Genomic DNA, 22,294 nt, shown 5'->3' with positions numbered 1-22,294 from the left:
CTAGGAGATTCATGAAATGCAAAAAAGAGCGCGCGTAATATACAATCCAACATCTGGACGCGAAGCATTAAAACAGAAACTGGTTGATATACTCGACGTTTTCGAACAAGCTGGTTATGAAACTAGTGCATATGCAACTACTCCTAAACCTAACTCAGCTAGAGATGAAGCAAGACGAGCTTCTCTAGATGGATTTGATTTAATCGTGGCTGCTGGAGGGGACGGTACCATTAACGAAATTGTTAATGGGATTGCTCCACTAGAAAAACGCCCAAAGTTGGCAATTATTCCTGCAGGGACTACTAATGACTTTGCAAGAGCATTGCATATTCCACGAGAAGACCCAATTGCAGCGGCTAAAGTTGTTTTAAAAGGTCAAACTTTTAAAATGGACATTGGTCAAGCTGACGATAAGTACTTCATGAACATCGCAGGTGGTGGTTTATTAACCGAATTAACCTATGATGTTCCATCAGATTTAAAGACCATTTTTGGTTATCTTGCATACTTAGTTCGTGGGGCTGAGTTACTACCAAGAATTAAGCCAATCGATATGGACTTGGAATTTGATGACGGAGAATTCAAAGGAAAAGCATCAATGTTCTTGTTAGCAATGACTAATTCAATCGGTGGATTGGAGCAAATCGTTCCAGACGCTAAATTGGATGATGGTAAATTTACCATGATTATTGTTAAAACTAGTAATATTGTAGAAATCGTGCAATTATTAGCGAAGGTCATTAGTGGTGGAAGACACATTAACGATCCAAGAATTATTTATAAAAAGACCAGCAAGTTAATTGCTAATCCTGTCGGCGACAAGATGCAAATTAACTTAGATGGTGAATATGGTGGCGACGCACCAATGACATTTATTGACTTGAAGCAACATATTGAAATTTTTGCTAATGTTGATGAAATGCCTAAGAAGTCAATCAGTAGGGATGCTGAAAAGGCTGAAAAAGAATTCGTCGATAAAGTTGATAAATTATCATAATAGAATTTAAAACAGAAAAGTTTTGTTGTATGATTATTTTAGAAGATTACAACAAAACTTTTTTGTTTAATAAAAGGGGAAAACATGAAATTTAAAGCACCAGTAAGTAAGAACGAAGAATACGAAGTAGACATTATTGATCTAACTTATCAAGGCCTTGGAGTTGCCAAGATTCAAGATTATCCTTTGTTTATCGAAGATACACTTCCAGGCGAAAAGGCATTAATCAAAGTGATTAAAGTGAACCAAAACTTTGGTTTTGCTAAGTTAGAAAAATTAATCGAAAAATCAGCAGACCGTGTTGAAAACATCGATAAGAACTACACTCGTACTGGGATTGCACCATTACAACATTTAAAATATGATGCTCAATTAGAATTCAAACAACACCAAATCCAAGAATTGTTTGATAAAGCGAAGATGGATGTGGAAGTATTACCTACTATTGGGATGGATAACCCTACTCATTACCGTAATAAAGCCCAAATTCCAGTTCGTTTAGTTAACGGTAAACTAGAAACTGGTTTCTACCGCAAACATTCACACGATTTAGTACCAATCGAAGATTTCTACATTCAAGACCCTGAAATCGATAAGGCGATTGTAGTTGTGAGAGATATTCTTCGTAAGTACCATGTTGAACCTTATGACGAAATAAATCATAAGGGTGTAATTAGAAACATCATGGTTCGAAGAGGTCACTACACTAAAGAAATGATGATTGGTTTAATTACCAGAACTAAGAAGTTACCAATGGTTGAAATGATCGTTAAGGAAATTAAAGAAGCACTTCCTGAAGTTAAGAGCATTATGCAAAATATTAACCTTTCAGATGGTAACGGATTATTAGGTAAGAGTACTGTTTGTTTAGATGGTAAGAAGTACATTGAAGATAAGTTACTTGGATTGAAGTTCGCCATTTCATTGAACTCTTTCTACCAAGTTAACCCAGAACAAACTGAAAAATTATACTCACTAGCCATCGATAAAGCTGAACTAGATGGTAGTGAAACTGTAATCGATGCATATTGTGGAATCGGTACAATTTCATTAGCAGTCGCAGAACATGCTAAAAAGGTCTACGGTGTTGAAATCGTGAAAGAAGCGATTGAAGATGCCAAAGTGAATGCCCAAAAGAACCACATCAATAACACTAGATTTGTTACGGGTAGTGCTGAAGAACAAATGGAAAAATGGCAAGCACAAGGGCTACAACCAGATGTTATTATGGTTGACCCACCACGTAAGGGACTTGCTTCATCATTCATTGATAGTGCAGTTCAAGTGGCACCTAAGAAGATTGTTTACGTTTCATGTAATCCATCAACCTTAGTCCGTGATGCACGTCGTTTAGCAGAATACGGTTATGAAATTACTCAACCAGTTCAACCGGTTGATCAATTCCCACAAACTGTTCACGTCGAATCAGTGACTGTATTTGAAAAGAAATAGATAAAGGAAAAGGACACCCTGTGGAGGGTGTCCTTTTTAAATGAAAATTTTTATTATTGTATAAATATTTTCATTTAAAAAAGGTATTTATGGTGATAAAATACTAATATACAGTGATATAATAATACTTATACATAAAATAATTAAAACATTAAATGGTTAAAGACAATTATTATATAATACAAAAAATTCTAAAATACAATTCCGGTAACTTAAGAATGAGTTTTTTAGTAACTTTTATTATTAAATCAGGGTATATATTGGAAATTTCTTATTAATTAAGATTGATGTTTAAAATGATTCCGAATTGTTTATTTCCCCATATTATTAGATTGTTAATAAGTTATTAAATAAAAATATAAGATAGGGGAATTTTTATAATGAATAAAGTACGAAAAAAATTAAACTATAAGAAAGATCAAGTTGGTGCTAATATTCAAGAAAATATTATTCAAGAAAAAATGCCTGAAATTCTTGATATTTTATTGATTGATAGAACTAAATCAACAAAAGGTAAGAAAAAAAATATTATTTGGGCTAATGAAAATTATAAAAAATATGGATTTAGTGATTATTCATTGGAATCTGAAATAAAGCCTAACGTAATAACTGGTAGTAGGGGACAAATTATAATGCCACGTGCTTTAAAATCCCAGGAGATTCAAAAAGAAAGAACGAAATCAAAAGCTGAAGTATTTACACCAATTTGGATTGTAAAAAAACAAAATGACCAAATTGACTTGGAATATAAGAAGGATAGTTTGGAAAAATATGTTAATCGTTTATGGATAGAGATTGCTTGTGGAGAGGGACCATATATGACGACACGATATGATGTTGAGAATGGTAATATCATTGAAATTAGCGAAAGAGTTGGGTTCGTTGATCGTAAATTAAAAAGGATTAATAAAGAAGTTAAAGTTAAAGAAGATTGGGGAAAATTGGTAAAAGATGCATTCAAAGCGAGTTATGGATTTGAATGGAGCGGCGATTCTTTATTACTTGCTCGTGAGAATCTTCTATATACATTTCGTGATTTTTATTATGATAAGTGGTTAGAAGAACCTCCTTATCAATTATTTAAAGATATTGCAAATATAATTAGTTACAATGTTTTTCAAATGGATGGATTGAATTATACAATCCCATTAAGTGAAAAAAAGGAAAAGATTGTTAACCAGCAAATATCATTGTTTGATGATGAAATTACTGAAGAAAAGTGGTTTATAAAGCCCGGAACATTAGTAAAAATAATGAATTGGAAAACCAATAAAATGGAACGATTCAGTAAAGGGGTTAAATAAAAATGCATGATAATAAAATCATAAAGACAATAAAGACTATTTATCCACAAATTTATGCGTATACGTTACCAACAATAGAAGATAAGACAGGTTGGATTAAAATAGGGTACACTGAGAGAAAAAACGTCGATAAACGTATAATTGAACAAACAAAGACAGCGGCAATTAATTTACCGTATTATAAGTTATGGAGCGAACCTGCGAAATTTAATGAAACTGATAAGTGGTTTAAGGATAAACAGTTTCATACATATCTTAGAGAATTTAAAAATGTAAAACAATCTCCTAATACAGAATGGTTTTATTATGATGGTACACCTGAAAAGGCGCATGATGATTTTGAGGATTTTTGTAATAACGAATATAGTCAATCAAAAGAACATTTTAAATATACACTACGTTTAGAACAACAAGAAGCCGTTAATAAAACTGTTAGCTATGCAAAAAATCATGATGGTGGAGAATTTCTTTGGAATGCGAAACCTCGTTTTGGAAAGACTTTAACAACTTATGATTTAGCTAGAAAAATGGATGCATTTAATGTGTTAATTGTTACTAATCGTCCTGCTATCGCAAATTCATGGTTTGATGATTTTCAAAAATTTATTGCTGGGCAAACTAATTATCATTTTATTTCCACTTCAGACTCCCTAAAAGGAAGACCAGTATTAACTCGTGAAAATTTTTTAGATATTATTGATAAAAATAAAAATGCTCGCCAAATTGCTTTCATATCCCTACAAGATTTAAAAGGATCTATATATTTTGGCGGTGGTTATGATAAATTGAAATGGGTTAAGGATTTAAATTGGGACCTTCTAGTGGTAGATGAAAGTCATGAAGGACGTGATACATTTAAGACCGATATTGCTTTTGAACAAATCAATAGTAAATTTATTTTAAATCTTTCTGGAACACCATTTAAAGCCCTTGCTGAAGATAAATTTTCTGAAGAACAAATATATAATTGGACTTACGTGGATGAGCAGGAAGCTAAAAAAAATTGGTCGAAAAATTCTGAAGAAAATAATCCGTATGAAAAATTACCGAAATTAAGTATGTTTACATATCAAATGAGTAAAATGATAACTGACAAAGTTAATAAGGGTGCAGATATTGATGGAGAAAATATAGATTATGCTTTTGATTTAAATGAGTTTTTTAACACTGATGATCAAGGTAACTTTATTTATGAAACAGAAATAAAGAAATGGCTACATTCACTAACTCATAATGAAAAATATCCTTTTTCAACTATAGAATTACGTAACGAATTAAAACACACTTTTTGGTTACTAAATCGAGTAGATAGCGCAAAAGCATTAGAAAGATTATTGAGAAAAGATCCTGTATTTAAAAATTATAAAGTTATATTGGCGGCTGGTGATGGAAAAATAAATGATGATGATGATCAAATTATTAATCAAAAATCTCTTGAAAGAGTAAAAGAAGCAATAAAGAATAATGATAAAACCATAACTATATCAGTAGGTCAGTTAACAACTGGAGTAACAGTTCCAGAATGGACGGCAGTTTTAATGCTTTCTAATTTAAAATCTCCTAGTGCATATATGCAAGCAGCATTTAGATCACAAAATCCATGGGAATATGAATCAAATGGTGAAGTACATCAGAAAGAATCAGCATATGTTTTTGATTTTGCACCGGAAAGAACTTTAATGATTTATGATGAATTTGCTAATAATTTAAATTCTAAAAAGATTAATGGTAAGGGAATCGTTAAAAATCATGAGGATAATATCCGTAAGTTATTAAATTTCTTCCCTGTCATTGCAGAAGATGATGATGGTAAGATGATTGAGCTGAATGTTAATCAAGTATTGACTATACCAAAAACAGTTAAAGCTAAAGAAGTAGTTAGACATGGATTTATGTCAAATCTATTATTTCAAAACATTTCTGGAATATTTGCTTCCTCTGAAGCACGTGAGATACTAGACCAAATAAATCCTGTTGCTCCTGGTAAAAGTGTTTCCCAAAAATCAGACGAATCAATTGATACAAAAGATGTTAAAGTAGATGATTATGGAGAAACTGTTATAGATTCTGATATTACATCAGATACATCAAATGCACATTTTGGACCTAAGTATTACGAAAATATAAAAAATAGTGTTGATGATTCTAATGTAAATATATCTAATAATATTTCTAAATCTTTTAAAGAAAATACTGCGGATATTATAAAAAATCTTGCTAAGGAAAATGGGTTAACTGATAGAGTTGCAAATAAGGTCGTAGAAAAGCATGCTAAGGTAATTGCGCGTGAGGTAGAGATAGTTCAAAAAAAATCAGAAATAAAGCATTCAGAAGCAGAAGTAGAATATAAAAAAGTATTGTCTGAATCTAAAAATGATGAAGAAAAAGCCCGAAAAGCTAAGCTAGAATTTGAGAAAAAACAAGAAGAACTTAATAAGGAATTTAAGAAAAATTTGACTGATACTTTAGAAAAGAAGTCTAAAGAATCAGCAGTAAGAGCTACTGAGGAAATATTAAAGAAATCTGAAGACAATAAGAAGAACATAGTGGAAGACAATGTTAGGGCAAGATTACGTGGTTTTGCTAGAACAATTCCGTCATTTTTGATGGCGTATGGTGATATAGATACTAATTTATGCAATTTTGATAAAGATATCAAAGATGATGTTTTCAAAGAAGTTACAGGAATAACATTAGACCAATTCCGCATATTAAGAGATGATTATAATTTTTTCAATTCTGTAGTTTTTAATGAATCAATTCAAGAATTTCTAAGAAAACGAAAAGAATTAGCAAATTATTTTGATGATTCTCAAGAAGAGGATATATTTGATTACATTCCTCCTCAACAAACTAATCAAATTTTCACACCCAAAAAAATCGTTAAGATGATGGTCAATAAATTACAACATGAGGATCCCGATTGCTTTAAAAATTCTAATAAAACTTTTGTAGATTTATATATGAAATCCGGATTATATATTACTGAAGTAGTTAAAAGACTGTATGTAGGCTTAGAAAAACAAATTCCAGATAAGGAAAAAAGACTAAAACATATATTAGAACATCAAATCTATGGTTTTGCACCAAGTGATATTATATATAATATTTCTCGTAATTTTATTTTTGGATTCGATGAAAAATTTAGTAAAATTGATACGTCTCATATTGTTTTACTAGATACTACACCTTACGCTTTTGGTGAGGGTGATTTTGAAAAGAAATGTGATGAATTGTTTGGAAATAATAATGAGTAAAAAACATAATATTTTTAAAGGAAGTTGTAAATATGAAATTTGATGTAGTTGTTGGTAATCCACCTTATCAAGAATCTAATGAAGATACCAGAGATGATGCTATTTATAACTACTTTTATGATTTAGCAGAAAAAATTGCCCCTGAATATGCACTAATATCTCCAGCTAGATTTCTATTTAATGCAGGGAGTACTGATGAAAAGTGGAATAAAAAAATGCTTTCGGATGAGCATTTAAAAGTGTTATTTTATGAGAGAAATTCCTCTAAAATTTTTAAAAATACGGATATTAAGGGTGGTATTACTATAATTTATAGGAATCAAAATAAAAATTTCGGTAAAATTGGTATGTTTACACCACATCCTGAATTAAGTCCTATAATAAATAAGGTATTTTCCAATCCCATTGATACAATTGATGAAATAATATCCGGGCAAGGTATTTATAAGTTTACTGATAAAATGCATGCTGACCATCCAGAAGTTAAGGGTATTTTATCTAAAAGTCATCCAAATGATGTTGGGACAGGTGTATTAAACACTTTAGATAATATTGTATTTTTTGAAAATAAGCCAGAAGATGGAAACGAGTATATAAAAATATTTGGAAGATATAAAAATAATCGAGTAAGTCATTGGATAAGAAAAGATTATATAAATGAACCATTGGGATATGACAAATATCGAGTCGTAATTCCGAAAGCTGTAGGAAATGGATATCTGGGAGAATCATTAGCAAATCCTGTTATTCTTGACCCATATTGTGGATTTACTCAAACATTTATATATATTGGCATGTTTAATCATAAAACTGAATCTGAAAATGTACTCAAATATATTAAGACAAAATTTGCAAGAATTATGCTTGGAGTATTAAAAATTACACAAGATGGACCTAGAAATAAGTGGAAATATGTTCCTTTACAAAATTTTACAAATGATTCTGATATTGATTGGAACAATAGTATTGATGAAATTGATGAACAGCTATTTAAAAAGTATAAATTGTCTAGTGATGATATACATTTTATTAAATCAACAGCAAAGAAAATGATTTAAAAAAGACACCCCACAAGGTGTCTTTTTTGCATCCAATTCATTTTAGGTATATATTACTTTCTATTATCAAAAATTAAATATAAGAAGGCGAAAAGTTTTGCGTATTAATATTATTCAGCATACTCCAAATGAACAACCAGGATCGATTTTAGATTGGGCACATGATAGAAATCATGATGTTTATATTTATCATCCATATCAATTTGGCTATCTTCCTAAGGTAGACGAAACCGATATGTTAGTGATTATGGGCGGACCTATGAGTGTTAACGATGATGTTGATTGGATCGAATTCGAACGTGACTTAATCAAAGAGTTGGCACAAAGAGACGTCCCAATGTTTGGAGCGTGCTTTGGTGCGCAACAACTTTCTAAAGCATTTGGTGGTAAAATCACCACATCACCAGTTAAAGAAGTCGGTTGGGCACCAGTTTACTTAAAATCAGACGTCATTGACGGAATTCCAGCAGAATTAACTGCGATGCACTGGCATGGTGAAACATTCGAAATTCCTGACAATGCCGAATTATTATTCTCTAGTGAATTACTAGCTAATCAAGGATTTGTGATTGGTCATCGCATTGTTGGATTACAATTCCATTTTGAATTACAAACTGATAACGTAAGAGAAATTGTCACTAACGATTTTAACTACATTGATGGATCCGTTTTTAAACAAACTAAAGAAGATATTTTAGCTAGAGAAGTACCAAAAGAAAATAAAGATGTCATGTATACCATTTTAGATTTTATTTCTGAAGGAAAATAAGTAGATATTAGCACGTTTAATAGATAACTTGTATAAATAGACGTGGCTAAATTAAAATCGCTAAAACCAACAAAAAAGCATTCAAAATTAATTGAATGCTTTTTTATTATTTACTGTTTTTTAAATGTCTTTGTTGTAGGTAGTATACCGGGATACCGATTAGTGTTAATAGTAATCCGATTAATGCTAATCCAGTTTGAGTAACTAGGGTTTCAGCAAGAATGAAGATACCACCGACTAACGCGATAATTGGGACGATAGGGTACCATGGAACTTTGTAAGGACGAATCATTTCTGGTTCCTTACGACGTAGTTTGAATACAGCGATAAATAATAGACAGTTAAAGATCCACATAACGAACACTAACATATCAGTTAATAGGTCAAAACTACCCGCAAAAATCATTAAGATGGCAATCACAAATTGGAAGATTCCTGAAGTATATGGTACCTTAGTTTTCTTGGATAGTTTTGAGAACCAATCACTAAATGGAAGTGACTTAGTTTGACCCATGGCATATGGGATTCTCATACCAGCTAGTGTGTATCCGTTTAATGAACCGTAAACAGATACTAAAATACCGATAGTAACTAACTTACCACCGAATTCACCGAATAGCTTAATGGCAGTTTCTGAAGCAGTGTTTTGGTTACCAGCAATTTGATCAATTGGCAATGTCTTCAAGAAGGCAACGTTTACCAATGTGTAAATTACCATAATCGCACTTAAACCAATAATGATTGCTTTTGGCAAGTTCTTCTTAGGGTTCTTAATTTCACCGGCAACATCACAAACCCCAATCCAACCGTCATAAGCAAACATAGTTGCTAGAAGACCTGAACCAAAGGCAGTCCAAACATTTTCATGATCACTTGGACTAATTGGTAGGAATGAAACGTGAACTGCACCTGGAATAAATAGACCAAAAATAGCAATTAAGAAAATTGGAATTAATTTAAAAATTAAAGTAGCAGTTTGCACGTTTCCACTGAACTTAGAACCTAAGAAGTTAATGAATAGCACACTTAGTGCTACTAAAATCGCAACCGGATTTAATAGCTTAGGATCTAAATGGAATAGGTTAATTAATTGAGTAGTGAAAATAATTGCTTCTGCGGCAATGTTAGCAGGGTAGTAGACCAATATTTGGGCCCAACCCATTGAAAAACCGGTTAGGGGACCATAAGTATAATCAAGATACTTAATTGCACCACCGGTCTTTGGAATCGCAGCTGCCAATTCTGAAACAGTTAAACCAGCACAGATTGTTAATAATCCCCCAACAATCCAAGCTAGGACAGTCAAAGTAAATGAGTGAGTACTGTTAACAACACTAGCGGTTTTAAAGAACACACCAGCACCAATAACAGTTCCCATAACTGTTGATAGGGCAGCCATCATGCCGATTCCACGTTTTAACTCTTCGTTTTGCATGACGAAATCCTCCTAGTAAATATATAACATAAAAAAAGGAGGGGTCTCAAAAATAAGACGCCCATCCTTTTGTTAAATAACGTTAATTAAATTAATCGTTGTTTTCAACATCATGTTTACGTTGGAATTCAGCAATGTTCTTGTATTCAGTTTGAAGTTGACGACTCAAACGAATGTAGATAGGAGCTAATTCACGGTAAACTTTGTAGTTGTCAGGGTTTGGCTTGTGAGCGTTTGTTACACCAACGAAGTCTTTAACCTTTTCTAGGTTATCAATGATACCTAGTGAGTACATACCTAAAGTAGCAGCACCTAAAGCAGTACCTTCAAAACTTTCTGGAATAGTAACATCTTGTTCAAAGATATCAGCTAACATTTGACGCCATAGTTCTGAACGAGCGAAACCACCAGTAGCTTGAATGCTTGTTGGTTTACCAATTACTTCTTCTAGTGCAAGACTAACAGTGTATAAGTTAAATACGATTCCTTCTAGCGCTGATCTAATCATATGTGCACGAGTGTGGATACGAGTTAAACCAAAGAATGAACCACGAGCGTTAGCGTCCCAGATAGGAGCACGTTCACCACCTAAGAATGGGTGGAATAGTAATCCATCTGAACCTGCAGGAATTTGTGAAGCAATTTCTGTTAATAGGTCGTACGAATCCATGTGCATTTGTTCAGCAGTAACCTTTTCAGGGGCACATAGTTGATCTCTTACCCAACGGAAGACGATACCACCGTTGTTAACAGGTCCACCAACAACCCATTTGTCTTTTGATAGGTAGTAACAGAAGACACGACCCTTTGGATCAATAACAGGCTTGTCAGTAACGACACGAACGGCACCAGAAGTACCGATAGTAACAGCTAGCACACCAGGTTTAATAGCATTAACCCCTAGGTTAGCTAATGGACCATCAGATGAACCGATAACGAATGGAGTATCTTCATCAATACCAATAACGTTAGCGTAAGCTTTGTTTAGTCCTTTGAATTGGTAAGTAGTGTCAACTAGTTCAGGAAGTTGGTCACGTGATACACCAGTTAATTCTAGTGCTTCATCGTCCCAATCCATCTTGAAGATGTTGAACATACCAGTTGCATTGGCAATTGAGTAATCTTCTTTCAATTCACCGAATAGCTTGTATAGGATGTATTCTTTGATACCAACAAAGTAAGCTGCCTTGTCGTAAACATTTTTTCTTTCGTTCTTTAGCCACATTAATTTAGTAAGTGGAGTCATAGGATGAACTGGGGTACCAGTCTTTTCGTATAATTCCTTTGCCTTACCGCTTTCCTTTAATTGGTCAGCGTAGTTAACGGCACGGTTATCAGCCCAAGTGATAGCACGAGTCAATGGCTTGTGGTTTTCATCTAATAAAATTAAACTGTGCATAGCACATGAGAATGAAATACCCTTTAATGTACCATGTTGTAGGTCTGCCTTACGTAGAACTTCGGTTAAACCTGCAAGCATGGCAGAGAAGATTTCTTCTGGATCTTCTTCGGCCATATCTGGAGTATCTTGGTATAAAGGATAACCATCGTTTGAGTATCCCTTAACTTCTCCATCGGTATCGTACAAAACAGTTTTTACACTGGTTGTTCCAATATCAACACCAATGATGTAGTTCATAACATAACTTCCTTTCAATCTAAAAAGAGAGACTTAATTTATTTTCAATAATGTTAACTATTATAATAAAATCCGCATAAAAAGTCATCACTAAATTTATTTAGTTACCGCTTACATTATATGGAAAAGCGCCAGTTCTTTCAAGTCTTTTAACATGTTTTATAGTAATTTGATACGATTATGATTATAATAAAGATAATTGTACGAAGGGGTGATCGAATGGATTCCCGAATGAGTTTATATCATCAAAATAAGAATAATAGTTGGCAAAAGATGGTAAAAAAATATAAATGGCTTATCACAATCATTGCTGTATTGTTTATTAGTGTTTTAGGATATGTGCAATATGAAAACTATCAAAACTACTTGATTGATAAATATGAAGTCAAAGGAATTATGATTAGTCAATCAAATGCCTATATTGATTTCGTTAGCCTAGCACAAAGTGGACAAAACTTTGTTTACATTCGTGCTAGCCAAGGGGCTACATATACTGATGATGATTTTAGTGACAACTTTCAAAGAAGCCAAGGATCAGGACTACAGGTTGGTTCCTATCACGTTTTTAGTACGCAAAGTAATATCAAAGACCAATTAAAGAACTTCACCAAAGAAGTTGGCACAGATTACGGAACCTTACCACCAATGGTTGATGTTGAAGGTGATTTATCAACATCACAAATCGAAAAACTATCTAATTTTATTTTCTTGTTACATCGTTATTATGACACCAACGTCGTTGTCCGCAGTAGCTATCATATTTTTACACATTTAGATGATAAGATTACTCATGATGTGCAATATTTCAGTCAGAATATTAACAATAAACGAGCTAATTTTATTGAAGTGAAGAATAACCGAAAAATTAATATTGACGGCTCTAATGTATTAGTTAATCAAGTTGCCTTTAACGGAACGACATCGGGATGGCGTCATTACCTAGTGAAAAATCAAGACCGCTAATCGTATTTAGAACATAACTTTGGTAAAATATAATATTATAGAAGAAACGAAAAATAGGGGAAAAGCATGCTAGAACAATTTCAAAAATATTTCGATAAATTAGGATACGACAAACAAACGTTGATTCAAGAACGAGTTTATCCAATTATTAAAAATCAAGACAGCGTCTTGGGATTATCACCAACTGGATCTGGAAAGACAGTTGCCTTCTTAATACCTAGTATCGAAATTCTAGAACCAGAAGCAGGTTCACAATTACTTATTATTGAACCATCACAAGAATTAGCAATTCAAACTGCGAAAGTAGCGCGAAATTGGGCTAACTTACGCGGTATGAAAGTCCTAGCTTTAACTGGTGGTGCTAATATTAAACGCCAAATGGAACGTTTGAAAAAGCACCCGGAAGTAATCGTAGGAACTGCTGGTCGAATTAAAAATTTAATTGATGACAAAAAACTAAAAACACATCTTTTCTCAACTGTGATTATTGATGAAGCTGACGATTTACTACAAGGTGAAACACTAACTGTCGTTAGAGAAATAGTGGGTTCATTAATGTCAGATGTGCAACTAGAGTTTTTCTCAGCCACTGCCACACCAATATTAGATGAATTAGGAAGTTGGTTTAACCAACCTAATATTCAAAAAATTGATGTGCGTGATGAAGATAAAACTCAAGGACATGTTGAACATGGATTGATGAATGTTTTACGCAAGAACCGTAATAAGATGTTGGCACGTTTACAACACGTTGCCGGTTTTAAAGCGTTGGTCTTTTTCAATCAAACTGTTGATTTAAACAAGACATACAGTTTCTTTGTTCACAACCATTATCAAGGAGTCGCCAAATTAACTTCTGATCAAAACCAAACTAAACGGCAAAAGGCGATGGATGATTTCCGTTTAGGGCGCATCAAGCTATTGCTTACCACTGATGTGGCAGCCCGTGGTTTGGATATTGCTAAATTACCTGCGGTTGTTAACTACGACTTACCTGATGAAGCCATTGATTATGTTCACCGTGTTGGTCGAACTGGTCGAATGGGTGAAGATGGTATGGTAATCAACTTTGGTGATGACCATGATTTAAGAGATTTACGCAATCTGTTATCTGACTATGATTTTGATTTTCAAACAATTCATTTCTATAAGAATAAGATTGTGCATGAAGTACCGAAAGAAGCTACCATTAATAATGTAGAAAAAACGGTTACTAAAGAAAGTAAATCAAATTCAGATGCACCAAAAAAACAAACAAATGTTAAGAAGGCTAAGAAAGTCGTTTCTAATCCAGCACCGAAAAAACGTGTAAAGAAGAATAAGCATACTAAAAATAAAGGAATGCGTAACAAGTGGCGTAAGAATAACGCTGAAAAATCATAATTTCTTTACATTAAAATATTAAAATGCGACAATATTATTTGTTGCTTTTAATGGCTCCATAGCACAACTGGATAGGGCGACCGCCTCCTAAGCGGCTGATCTCGGTTCGATTCCGAGTGGAGTCATAAAAAAAGATACTAACTTTGGTTAGTATCTTTTTTATATTTACATAACTTTTACTTTAAAATAACTTTAAATTTACAAAGCACTCCTATACTAAGCTTGTAACATAAATTTTGGATAGGAGATATTGATATGATTAAAATGAATAAGATAGTATCAATTGCTTCAGTTATTTTTGTATCAGGTGGTTTATTAGCAGCATGTGGAAGTTCACAAAGTTCTTCAGAAAGTACTCAAGATGTTTCAGTTGTTGGATCAACTGCACTTCAACCATTAGTTGAACAAGCTGCGAAAAATTACCAAGATGAAAATTCAAAGGTAAACATTTCAGTACAAGGTGGCGGTTCTGGAACTGGTTTAAGCCAAGTTCAATCAAAGAACGTTTCCATCGGTGATTCAGATATCTTTGCTGAAAATCAAAATGGTGTTGATGCCAAACAACTAACTGATAACAAAGTTGCTGTAGTTGGAATGGCGCCAGTAGTTAACAAAGGAGTAGGTGTTACTAACATCAGTCTAGATAACCTACGTAAAATCTTTACAGGTAAGATTACTAACTGGAAAGAAGTCGGCGGAAAAAATCTAAAAATTGATGTTATCAACCGTGTAAAGGGTAGTGGAACTAGAGCAACATTTGAATCAAACGTATTAAAAGGTGAAACTGCTATTCAAACCCAAGAACAAGATTCAAACGGAGCAGTTAAAAAGATTGTTTCAGGTACTCCAGGTGCAATTAGTTATCTAGCATTCTCATTTATCGATAAGAGTTTACAAGCTTTATCAATCGATAAGGTTGCACCAACTGACAAGAATGTTGAAACTAATGCATGGAAGATCTGGTCATATGAACACATGTACACACCAAAAGATTCAAGCAAAGCAGCAGATGCTTTCATTAAGTACATGCAATCAGATAAAGTTCAAAATGGGTTAGTGCAAAAACTTGGCTACATTAGCATTAAAGACATGAAGGTTACTAAGGATAGTGCCAACAACGTAAAATAAATTCATCATTAAAAATCATCCAAAAAGCCTAATGTTAAACTTAGGCTTTTTTTATTAAATCTTAAATTTACATAAAATTTACAAAAAAACCTAAATAGCTTTACAAACGGTTGTTATACTTTATATGTAAATTAAAAAAGGATGATTTTAATATGATGAAAATTAAGAAATGGTCGTTAATGACAGCCGTTGTATTAATGGCGGGATCAGTGTTAACTGCTTGTGGAGTTAACTCCGCATCAAAAAATAAAATTACAGTTGTTGGTTCAACTGCCTTACAACCATTGGTTGAAGAAGCAGCCAATGCATATCAAGCTAAAAATAAAGGACTTTCCATAACCGTTCAAGGTGGGGGTTCAGGAACTGGATTAAGTCAACTTCAAGCTGGAGCCGTAACTATCGGTAACTCAGATGTTTTCGCTGAAAATCAAAAGGGGATTAAAGCTGAAAATATCGTGGATCACCAAGTGGCGGTAGTTGGAATTACACCAGTTGTTAATAAAGAAACTGGGGTTAAAAACATTAGTTTAGACAACCTACGTAAAATCTTTACAGGAAAGATTACTAACTGGAAACAATTAGGTGGTAAGAATACACCAATCGAAGTAATCAACCGTGTAAAGGGTAGCGGAACTAGAAATACATTTGAAAGTAATGTTTTAAATGGTGAAACTGCTGTGAAGGCACAAGAACAAGATTCAAACGGAACTGTTCGTAGAATCGTCGCAACTACTCCTGGTGCCATTAGTTATCTTTCATTCTCATTTGTTGATAAGACACTTCAACCATTATCAATTGATAATGTAAAACCAACAGATAAAAATGTTGAAACAAACGCTTGGAAGATTTGGTCATATGAACATATGTACACTAGCAAAAAGATTAGCGAAAATAACAAGAAATTCTTAGAATACATTGACTCAAAAGAAGTTCAAGACGGACTTGTTAAAAAACTGGGTTATATCAGCATTCATAACATGAAAGTTAAACGTGATGCTAAAAATCAAATAGTCCACTAAACGGAGGAAGATCATGGAAATTAATAAGAAAATATTAATGCCCTCAAAGGAAACACGCCAAGAAAAATTTGGTCGTACTTTAAGTTTTATTAGTATTTCAGCAATTGTTGTTTTAGTTGCGTTAATTCTATACTTTATCATTTCAAAGGGTGTTTCAACATTTACTCAAAATCACGTTAACTTATGGGATTTTATTAGTAAACAAGATTGGTCACCTTCAACCATCGGTAAAGATGGTAAACCAGAAGTCGGGGCACTACCAATGATTGTGACATCATTTAGTGTTACTTTCTTATCCGCATTAATTGCAACACCATTCGCGATTGCGGTGGGTATTTACATGACTATCATCGGTCCTAAGAAGAGCCGTGGTTTCTTACAAACAGTTGTGGAACTACTAGTTGGGATTCCATCAGTTGTATACGGATTTATTGGTTTAACAATTATCGTACCAATCGTAAGAACATTATTCGGTGGAACTGGTTTTGGGATTCTATCAGCAACCATGGTGTTATTCGTAATGGTGCTACCAACAATCACATCACTTACTGTCGATAGTTTAAATGCAGTGCCAAAGCATTTATCAGAAGCTTCATTAGCACTAGGGGCAACTCGTTGGCAAACTATTTATAAAGTTGTTCTAAGGTCAGCTACTCCTGGAATTTTAACGGCGGTTATCTTTGGGATGGCCAGAGCATTCGGTGAAGCACTAGCGGTTCAAATGGTAATTGGTAACGCCATCTTAATGCCTAAGAACCTAATTACTCCAGCTTCAACATTAACTAGTCAACTTACTACAGGAATCGGAAACACAGTTATGGGAACTTTAGGTAATAATGCCCTATGGTCATTAGCTCTAGTTCTACTATTAATGTCTCTATTCTTTAACATCTTAGTTAAGTTGATTGGAAAGAAGGGTAAGTTGAAATGATTAATCCAAAATTAGCCAATAAAATTGCTACCGGAGTTATCTACGGTTTAGTTCTTGTGGTAATTGCGATTTTAGCAGCCTTGATTGGATACATCTTAGTAACTGGTGTTCCACATATTTCATGGCATTTTCTAACAACACAATCTCAATCATTCTTAGCAGGTGGTGGGATTCGTGATCAACTATTTAATTCTATTTACTTATTAGTACTAACATTGATTATTTCATTCCCAATAGCATTAGGCGCAGGGATTTACCTAGCTGAATATGCACCTAAAAATTGGATTACTGAAATCATCAAAACTACAATTGAAGTTTTAAGTTCACTTCCTTCAGTGGTAGTTGGACTATTCTGTTACCTAGTATTCGTTGTTCAAATGAAGATTGGTTTCTCAATTCTATCTGGAGCAATCGCATTAACATTCTTCAACTTGCCATTGCTAACTAGAAACATCGAAACTTCAGTGGAATCAATTTCTGATTTACAAAGAGAAGCCGGTTTATCATTAGGATTATCCCAATGGAAAACCATTATTGGAATTATCCTACCAGCAGCGGTTCCTGGAATTATTACTGGGATTATCTTAAGTGCTGGACGTGTCTTCGGTGAAGCTGCCGCATTGATTTACACTGCCGGACAAAGTGCTCCATTCGTTGATTACAGTAACTGGAACATCTTCTCAGACACCAGTTTCTTAAATCCACTAAGACCTGCTGAAACACTAGCAGTACACATTTGGAAGGTTAACTCAGAAGGAATTACACCAGATGCTAACGCGATTTCAAGTGGTTCATCAGCCGTGTTAATCATTGTAATCTTACTATTCAACGTATTAGCACATTGGATTGGAAATCGCTTATACAAGAAAATGACTTCTAGCAAGTAGGAAGGGATCAATTATGAAAAAATATAATTTAGATCAACAATATGTGCGTGATTTTGCGGTTGAAAACGCGATTGAAGCAAAACACGTTAACGTTTCATACGGCCAACATCAATCTATCTTTGATGTATCAATGTCATTTCCTAGATTTAAAGTAACTGCGATGATTGGTGCTTCTGGTTCAGGAAAATCAACATTCTTACGTTCAATAAACCGTATGAATGATAATGTGGCGACAGTTGACGGTAAAATTATGTACCGTGATGTCAATATTAACGATGACAAGATCAACGTTTATGAATTAAGAAAACACATCGGAATGGTATTCCAACGTCCGAACCCATTCGCCAAATCAATTCGTGATAACATCACATTCGCATTGAAAAAGCATGGAATTAAGGACAAAAAAGAACTAGATGAACGTGTTGAAACTAGTTTAAGAGAAGCCGCATTATGGGATGAAGTTAAAGACAAATTAGACGAAAGCGCACTTTCACTATCAGGTGGACAAGCCCAACGTTTATGTATCGCTAGGGCGATTGCGATGAAACCAGATGTATTGCTATTGGATGAACCAGCCAGTGCGTTGGATCCAATCTCAACATCTAAGATTGAAGACACATTAAATCGTTTGAAAGAAAAATACACTATCATCATCGTTACTCATAACATGCAACAAGCATCTCGTATGAGTGACTACACTGCATTTTTCCACCAAGGACATTTAATCGAATTTAATAAGACTTCACACATTTTTACAAGACCAAAAATGCAAGCAACAGAAGACTATATTTCAGGAAACTTCGGGTAGGTGAATTAGATGACTTCCATTTTAAAAACAGAAAATGTTCATTTGTACTATGGTGATAAAGAAGCATTGCATGGCTTCGATATGGAATTTGAAGAAAATCAAATCACTGCATTAATCGGACCATCTGGATGTGGAAAATCAACATACTTAAGATGTTTAAACCGCATGAATGACTTAAGAAACAATACAACAGTAACTGGTAGTTTTCGATTAGGTGACCAAGACATTTACGCACCAACTACTGATATGACTGAATTAAGAAAAGAAATCGGAATGGTGTTTCAACAACCTAATCCATTCCCATTCTCAGTTTATGATAATGTCGCTTACGGACTAAGAATTGCCGGCGTGAAAGACAAGAAAGTTTTAGACGAAATCGTGGAAACTAGTTTAAAACAAGCTGCAATTTGGGATGAAGTAAAAGATGACTTGAATAAGAACGCATTATCATTCTCTGGTGGTCAACAACAAAGAATTTGTATTGCTCGTGTGTTAGCTGTAAAACCTAAAATCATTCTAATGGATGAACCAACTTCGGCCCTAGATCCAATTTCTAGTGCTAAAATTGAAGATACTTTGTTAGAATTAAAGAAAGATTTTACAATCATCATTGTTACTCACAATATGCAACAAGCATCTAGAATTGCTGATAAAACAGCCTTTATGCTTAACGGAGATTTAATTGAATATGACAAGACTTCCAAGATGTTCTTAAATCCTGATAAGCAAGAAACTAGTGATTACTTGAATGGACAATTCGGATAGGAGACCTGATTATGAGCCAAACATTCAATGACAAACTTAAAGTGTTACAAAAGACTTACATGAAGATGGGAATTAACGTTTCTGATCAAATCTATCAGTCAATTAAAGCTTTTACTGAAAACGACCAAAAGCTTGCTAATGAAGTCGTTAAAAGTGATAGTAAGGTTAACGATGAAGAAGTTGACCTAGAAAAAGAAGCATTAAACTTGATTGCTTTGCGTCAACCAGTGGCATCTAACTTCCGTTCAATCATTACTTTGCTAAAAGCTAGTTCTGATTTGGAAAGAATTGGTGACCATGCGTCATCAATCGCCCGCGAAACATTACGTATCAACACCGATAACCGTATTCCAGAAGTTAATGATGCCATTAACCAAATGGGATTAAAGATTAGAGGAATGCTAGAATCATCACTAGACGCATACGTTCACAACGATCAAGAAGCTGCTAAGCTAGTCGCCCAAGAAGATATCTTAATTGATAAGAAGTTCGTTCTAGCTAAAAATCTAATCGTTGCTGAAATGGAAAAGAATAGTGATAAAATTGAGTTAGCAACTATTTATCTAATGGTTGTTCGTTACCTAGAAAGAATTGGGGATCATATTGTTAACTTATCAGAATGGATTGTATATAATTCAACTGGTAAGATTGTCGAATTAAACCCTGGTAAAATTGAACCAGAATTAATCGCCAAAGAACTAAAGAACAATCCAAAATAGGGAGGAACTCGGGGGATGCAAAGTCTTTTGCTAGTAACTAAACAATTAAAATTAGCTGCACAAGTTAGTCAATTAGCTTTGCAACATGAATACTTCGTCAACAGTATCAGCGATGATGAAGATATTGATGTAATCGTCAAAAAAGACAACGTCTTTGCGGTCATTATTGACTTGTCAGTTTTTGATGATTTTAATCGGGTTAAAGATTTAATTGCCCAAGTTACAAAATCCTTTGTAGGACCTGTCATAACCTTTGATCAAGAATATGATGCTGATGATGAAGAAGCTTGTTATAATTTAGGGGTTATGGATTACTTTAGTAACTATATTGATGCTAATCGCATTATTTTAAGAACTATGCATAAGATTAGTGCATTTGACGAACTAGCCGAAGAAACTGGTAATAATAAACGTAAAGAGCATTTTAAAGACTTTGTAATTAGTTTGAAGCATTTCCAAGTTAAATATAAGGGGGAAGTGCTAAATTTCACGCCTAAGGAGTTTAATATCTTTTATTATATGGTAAGACACCATGACCAAGTTCTAAGCAGAGAACAGATATTTAACGGTGTCTGGCGTGAAGATAGAGACGATGGGGATGCATTTATATCATCTCGAATCGTTGATATGCACGTCAGTCACGTTCGTGATAAGTTAAAAGAACTGCCTGAAAATGACGTTGAGATCAAAACCGTTCGTGGTTTTGGATATGTATTAAAATAAAAAAATACCGTTAAAGAATTAATTCTTTAACGGTATTTTTTATTAGTTAAGGAATGCTGTAACAGCAGCAGCAGCCATAATTAAGATTAATCCGAAGATAGTAATGACCATTTCCTTCTTAGTCTTGTTTTGGTGTAGGAAGTAGATACTAGTTAGTGTAGCTAAGACAACTGATGTTTGTGATAGAACGAAACCAGTAGCTAAACCATTCATGTCAGATTGTGCTGAAATTAGGTAAGTTAATGCAGCAAATGCGAAGAAGAAACCTGAAATGATTTGTAGGTATGATGACTTAGTTGAGAAGACGTTGTTCTTCTTAACATTAATTAAGCAGTAAATAACGGCAACTAAGAACATTCCTAAAGCTTGTGGGAAGAATGCGTGCATACCATCTAAGTGAGCTGCTTGAGGAGCAGCTGAGTATGCCCAGTAACCAATTACTCCAATAATTAGAAGTACGATTGCTTTCTTCAAGTCGCTTGAACCTTGTGTATCTTTGTGTTCTTGCCAAGCAGTCATAGTTGCACCAATGATGATAACAATAAGTGCAATAAATCCAATGGTACGATGACCTTCAGTATGCCAGTTTCCTAATGCAAACACACCCCAAAGGGCAGTTACGATTAATTGTAAGGCAGTGGTAATTGGCATTACTCGTGATGATCCAATTAATTCAAATGATTTAAATGACATGATTTGGCCAAAAGCCCAACCTGCACCTGAAAGTAATGCGAGTACAAATTTCATTCCTGATGGAATTGAGTAGCCTGTAATTAATACAAAAATACCAGCGAAGATAAGTGTCCCTAAAGTGGAACCATAGATTTGGTTAGTTGGTTTACCTCCAAATAATGAAGCAATTGTAGGATATAGACCCCAACCAAGTAGTGGACCTAGCCCAACTAATAAAGCAACAGCGTTCAAAGCGTGTCCTCCTTTTCTATAACTATTATTTAATTATCAATTTACCACATGTTTTTAAAATGTAGTAGAAAATAATTCGTTTTCATCCAAACTTAACAAAAAATTAAGGTTTAAAACTCCCAAAGTAATATAA

Annotated in this window: 19 protein-coding genes and 1 tRNA gene; 17 read left to right on the top strand and 3 right to left on the bottom strand. The window is 33.9% G+C overall.

The features are described from left to right. Nucleotides 1–16 precede the first annotated feature (16 nt). The 6 genes from ABWU86_RS01555 to ABWU86_RS01530 all read left to right on the top strand — a co-directional run bounded on the left by ABWU86_RS01555 (nt 17) and on the right by ABWU86_RS01530 (nt 8,837). Nucleotides 17–997, top strand: coding sequence for a diacylglycerol kinase (locus ABWU86_RS01555; protein ID WP_353321073.1), 981 nt, complete (start codon nt 17–19; stop codon nt 995–997). Nucleotides 998–1,081: 84 nt separating this feature from the next. Beyond that, a complete protein-coding gene (rlmD, locus tag ABWU86_RS01550; RefSeq protein ID WP_353321071.1) occupies nt 1,082–2,449 on the top strand; it encodes a 23S rRNA (uracil(1939)-C(5))-methyltransferase RlmD in 1,368 nt (455 codons plus the stop codon). Between the two features lie 380 nt (nt 2,450–2,829). Then, nucleotides 2,830–3,753: a restriction endonuclease gene (locus ABWU86_RS01545; protein WP_353321069.1), complete on the top strand. Its 924-nt coding sequence runs from the start codon at nt 2,830–2,832 to the stop codon at nt 3,751–3,753. Nucleotides 3,754–3,755: 2 nt separating this feature from the next. After that, on the top strand, nt 3,756–7,010 hold the full coding sequence (locus tag ABWU86_RS01540) for a DEAD/DEAH box helicase (protein ID WP_353321067.1): 3,255 nt from the start codon (nt 3,756–3,758) through the stop codon (nt 7,008–7,010). A 32-nt stretch (nt 7,011–7,042) separates the two neighbouring features. Then, entirely contained in the window at nt 7,043–8,068 is a 1,026-nt protein-coding gene (locus ABWU86_RS01535; RefSeq protein ID WP_353321065.1) for an Eco57I restriction-modification methylase domain-containing protein, read from the top strand. 97 nt (nt 8,069–8,165) lie between these two features. Then, nucleotides 8,166–8,837: a type 1 glutamine amidotransferase gene (locus ABWU86_RS01530; protein WP_353321063.1), complete on the top strand. Its 672-nt coding sequence runs from the start codon at nt 8,166–8,168 to the stop codon at nt 8,835–8,837. 106 nt (nt 8,838–8,943) lie between these two features. Here ABWU86_RS01530 and ABWU86_RS01525 read toward each other — a convergent pair whose 3' ends face one another. Both ABWU86_RS01525 and gntK read right to left on the bottom strand, forming a co-directional pair. Beyond that, nucleotides 8,944–10,272, bottom strand: coding sequence for an APC family permease (locus tag ABWU86_RS01525; protein ID WP_353321061.1), 1,329 nt, complete (start codon nt 10,270–10,272; stop codon nt 8,944–8,946). Between the two features lie 91 nt (nt 10,273–10,363). Then, a complete protein-coding gene (gene gntK / locus ABWU86_RS01520) occupies nt 10,364–11,911 on the bottom strand; it encodes a gluconokinase (RefSeq protein ID WP_293794449.1) in 1,548 nt (515 codons plus the stop codon). A 219-nt stretch (nt 11,912–12,130) separates the two neighbouring features. Here gntK and ABWU86_RS01515 point away from each other — a divergent pair, with 219 nt between their 5' ends. The 11 genes from ABWU86_RS01515 (at nt 12,131) to ABWU86_RS01465 (ending at nt 21,237) form a co-directional block, all read left to right on the top strand. Continuing rightward, complete coding sequence (locus tag ABWU86_RS01515) at nt 12,131–12,874, top strand: GH25 family lysozyme (protein ID WP_353321058.1); 744 nt, start codon at nt 12,131–12,133, stop codon at nt 12,872–12,874. 66 nt (nt 12,875–12,940) lie between these two features. Beyond that, complete coding sequence (locus tag ABWU86_RS01510; RefSeq protein ID WP_353321056.1) at nt 12,941–14,257, top strand: DEAD/DEAH box helicase; 1,317 nt, start codon at nt 12,941–12,943, stop codon at nt 14,255–14,257. Between the two features lie 52 nt (nt 14,258–14,309). After that, nucleotides 14,310–14,382: transfer RNA gene (locus tag ABWU86_RS01505), tRNA-Arg, on the top strand. Between the two features lie 139 nt (nt 14,383–14,521). After that, nucleotides 14,522–15,385, top strand: coding sequence for a phosphate ABC transporter substrate-binding protein PstS family protein (locus ABWU86_RS01500; RefSeq protein WP_353321287.1), 864 nt, complete (start codon nt 14,522–14,524; stop codon nt 15,383–15,385). Between the two features lie 161 nt (nt 15,386–15,546). Continuing rightward, nucleotides 15,547–16,404 (top strand): phosphate ABC transporter substrate-binding protein PstS family protein, encoded by an 858-nt coding sequence (locus tag ABWU86_RS01495; protein WP_353321285.1) that lies wholly within the window; start codon nt 15,547–15,549, stop codon nt 16,402–16,404. Nucleotides 16,405–16,414: 10 nt separating this feature from the next. Then, complete coding sequence (gene pstC / locus ABWU86_RS01490) at nt 16,415–17,335, top strand: phosphate ABC transporter permease subunit PstC (RefSeq protein ID WP_053950292.1); 921 nt, start codon at nt 16,415–16,417, stop codon at nt 17,333–17,335. Further along, nucleotides 17,335–18,222: a phosphate ABC transporter permease PstA gene (gene pstA / locus ABWU86_RS01485; protein WP_293794453.1), complete on the top strand. Its 888-nt coding sequence runs from the start codon at nt 17,335–17,337 to the stop codon at nt 18,220–18,222. The genes pstC and pstA overlap by 1 nt, the downstream gene beginning before the upstream one ends. A gap of 13 nt (nt 18,223–18,235) precedes the next feature. Further along, nucleotides 18,236–19,030: a phosphate ABC transporter ATP-binding protein PstB gene (gene pstB, locus ABWU86_RS01480; protein ID WP_293794445.1), complete on the top strand. Its 795-nt coding sequence runs from the start codon at nt 18,236–18,238 to the stop codon at nt 19,028–19,030. A 9-nt stretch (nt 19,031–19,039) separates the two neighbouring features. Next, a complete protein-coding gene (gene pstB / locus ABWU86_RS01475; protein WP_353321053.1) occupies nt 19,040–19,795 on the top strand; it encodes a phosphate ABC transporter ATP-binding protein PstB in 756 nt (251 codons plus the stop codon). Between the two features lie 11 nt (nt 19,796–19,806). Beyond that, nucleotides 19,807–20,514 carry a phosphate signaling complex protein PhoU gene (gene phoU, locus ABWU86_RS01470; protein ID WP_053950289.1) on the top strand — a complete coding sequence of 236 codons (708 nt, stop codon included), beginning with the start codon at nt 19,807–19,809 and terminating at the stop codon, nt 20,512–20,514. Nucleotides 20,515–20,529: 15 nt separating this feature from the next. Further along, entirely contained in the window at nt 20,530–21,237 is a 708-nt protein-coding gene (locus tag ABWU86_RS01465; RefSeq protein ID WP_353321051.1) for a response regulator transcription factor, read from the top strand. A gap of 42 nt (nt 21,238–21,279) precedes the next feature. On the opposite strand, the gene rbsU is transcribed toward ABWU86_RS01465, so the two are convergent. Further along, nucleotides 21,280–22,161, bottom strand: a complete 882-nt coding sequence (rbsU, locus tag ABWU86_RS01460) for a ribose/proton symporter RbsU (protein WP_293794122.1) — start codon at nt 22,159–22,161, stop codon at nt 21,280–21,282. Nucleotides 22,162–22,294: the final 133 nt, after the last annotated feature.

This window comes from Apilactobacillus pseudapinorum (assembly GCF_040369555.1).
Lineage (GTDB): Bacteria > Bacillota > Bacilli > Lactobacillales > Lactobacillaceae > Apilactobacillus.
Note: the sequence above shows the minus strand (reverse complement) of the source record. Positions and strands in the feature narration are given on the sequence as shown.

Bases quoted from the DNA above. Each gene is read 5' to 3' on its own strand.
- pstB (WP_353321053.1), top strand. From the start codon at position 19,040: ATGACTTCCATTTTAAAAACAGAAAATGTTCATTTGTACTATGGTGAT.
- ABWU86_RS01525 (WP_353321061.1), bottom strand. From the start codon at position 10,272: ATGCAAAACGAAGAGTTAAAACGTGGAATCGGCATGATGGCTGCCCTA.
- ABWU86_RS01465 (WP_353321051.1), top strand. From the start codon at position 20,530: ATGCAAAGTCTTTTGCTAGTAACTAAACAATTAAAATTAGCTGCACAA.
- phoU (WP_053950289.1), top strand. From the start codon at position 19,807: ATGAGCCAAACATTCAATGACAAACTTAAAGTGTTACAAAAGACTTAC.
- pstB (WP_293794445.1), top strand. From the start codon at position 18,236: ATGAAAAAATATAATTTAGATCAACAATATGTGCGTGATTTTGCGGTT.
- ABWU86_RS01515 (WP_353321058.1), top strand. From the start codon at position 12,131: ATGGATTCCCGAATGAGTTTATATCATCAAAATAAGAATAATAGTTGG.
- ABWU86_RS01555 (WP_353321073.1), top strand. From the start codon at position 17: ATGCAAAAAAGAGCGCGCGTAATATACAATCCAACATCTGGACGCGAA.
- gntK (WP_293794449.1), bottom strand. From the start codon at position 11,911: ATGAACTACATCATTGGTGTTGATATTGGAACAACCAGTGTAAAAACT.
- rlmD (WP_353321071.1), top strand. From the start codon at position 1,082: ATGAAATTTAAAGCACCAGTAAGTAAGAACGAAGAATACGAAGTAGAC.
- ABWU86_RS01540 (WP_353321067.1), top strand. From the start codon at position 3,756: ATGCATGATAATAAAATCATAAAGACAATAAAGACTATTTATCCACAA.
- ABWU86_RS01545 (WP_353321069.1), top strand. From the start codon at position 2,830: ATGAATAAAGTACGAAAAAAATTAAACTATAAGAAAGATCAAGTTGGT.
- ABWU86_RS01510 (WP_353321056.1), top strand. From the start codon at position 12,941: ATGCTAGAACAATTTCAAAAATATTTCGATAAATTAGGATACGACAAA.
- ABWU86_RS01500 (WP_353321287.1), top strand. From the start codon at position 14,522: ATGAATAAGATAGTATCAATTGCTTCAGTTATTTTTGTATCAGGTGGT.
- ABWU86_RS01535 (WP_353321065.1), top strand. From the start codon at position 7,043: ATGAAATTTGATGTAGTTGTTGGTAATCCACCTTATCAAGAATCTAAT.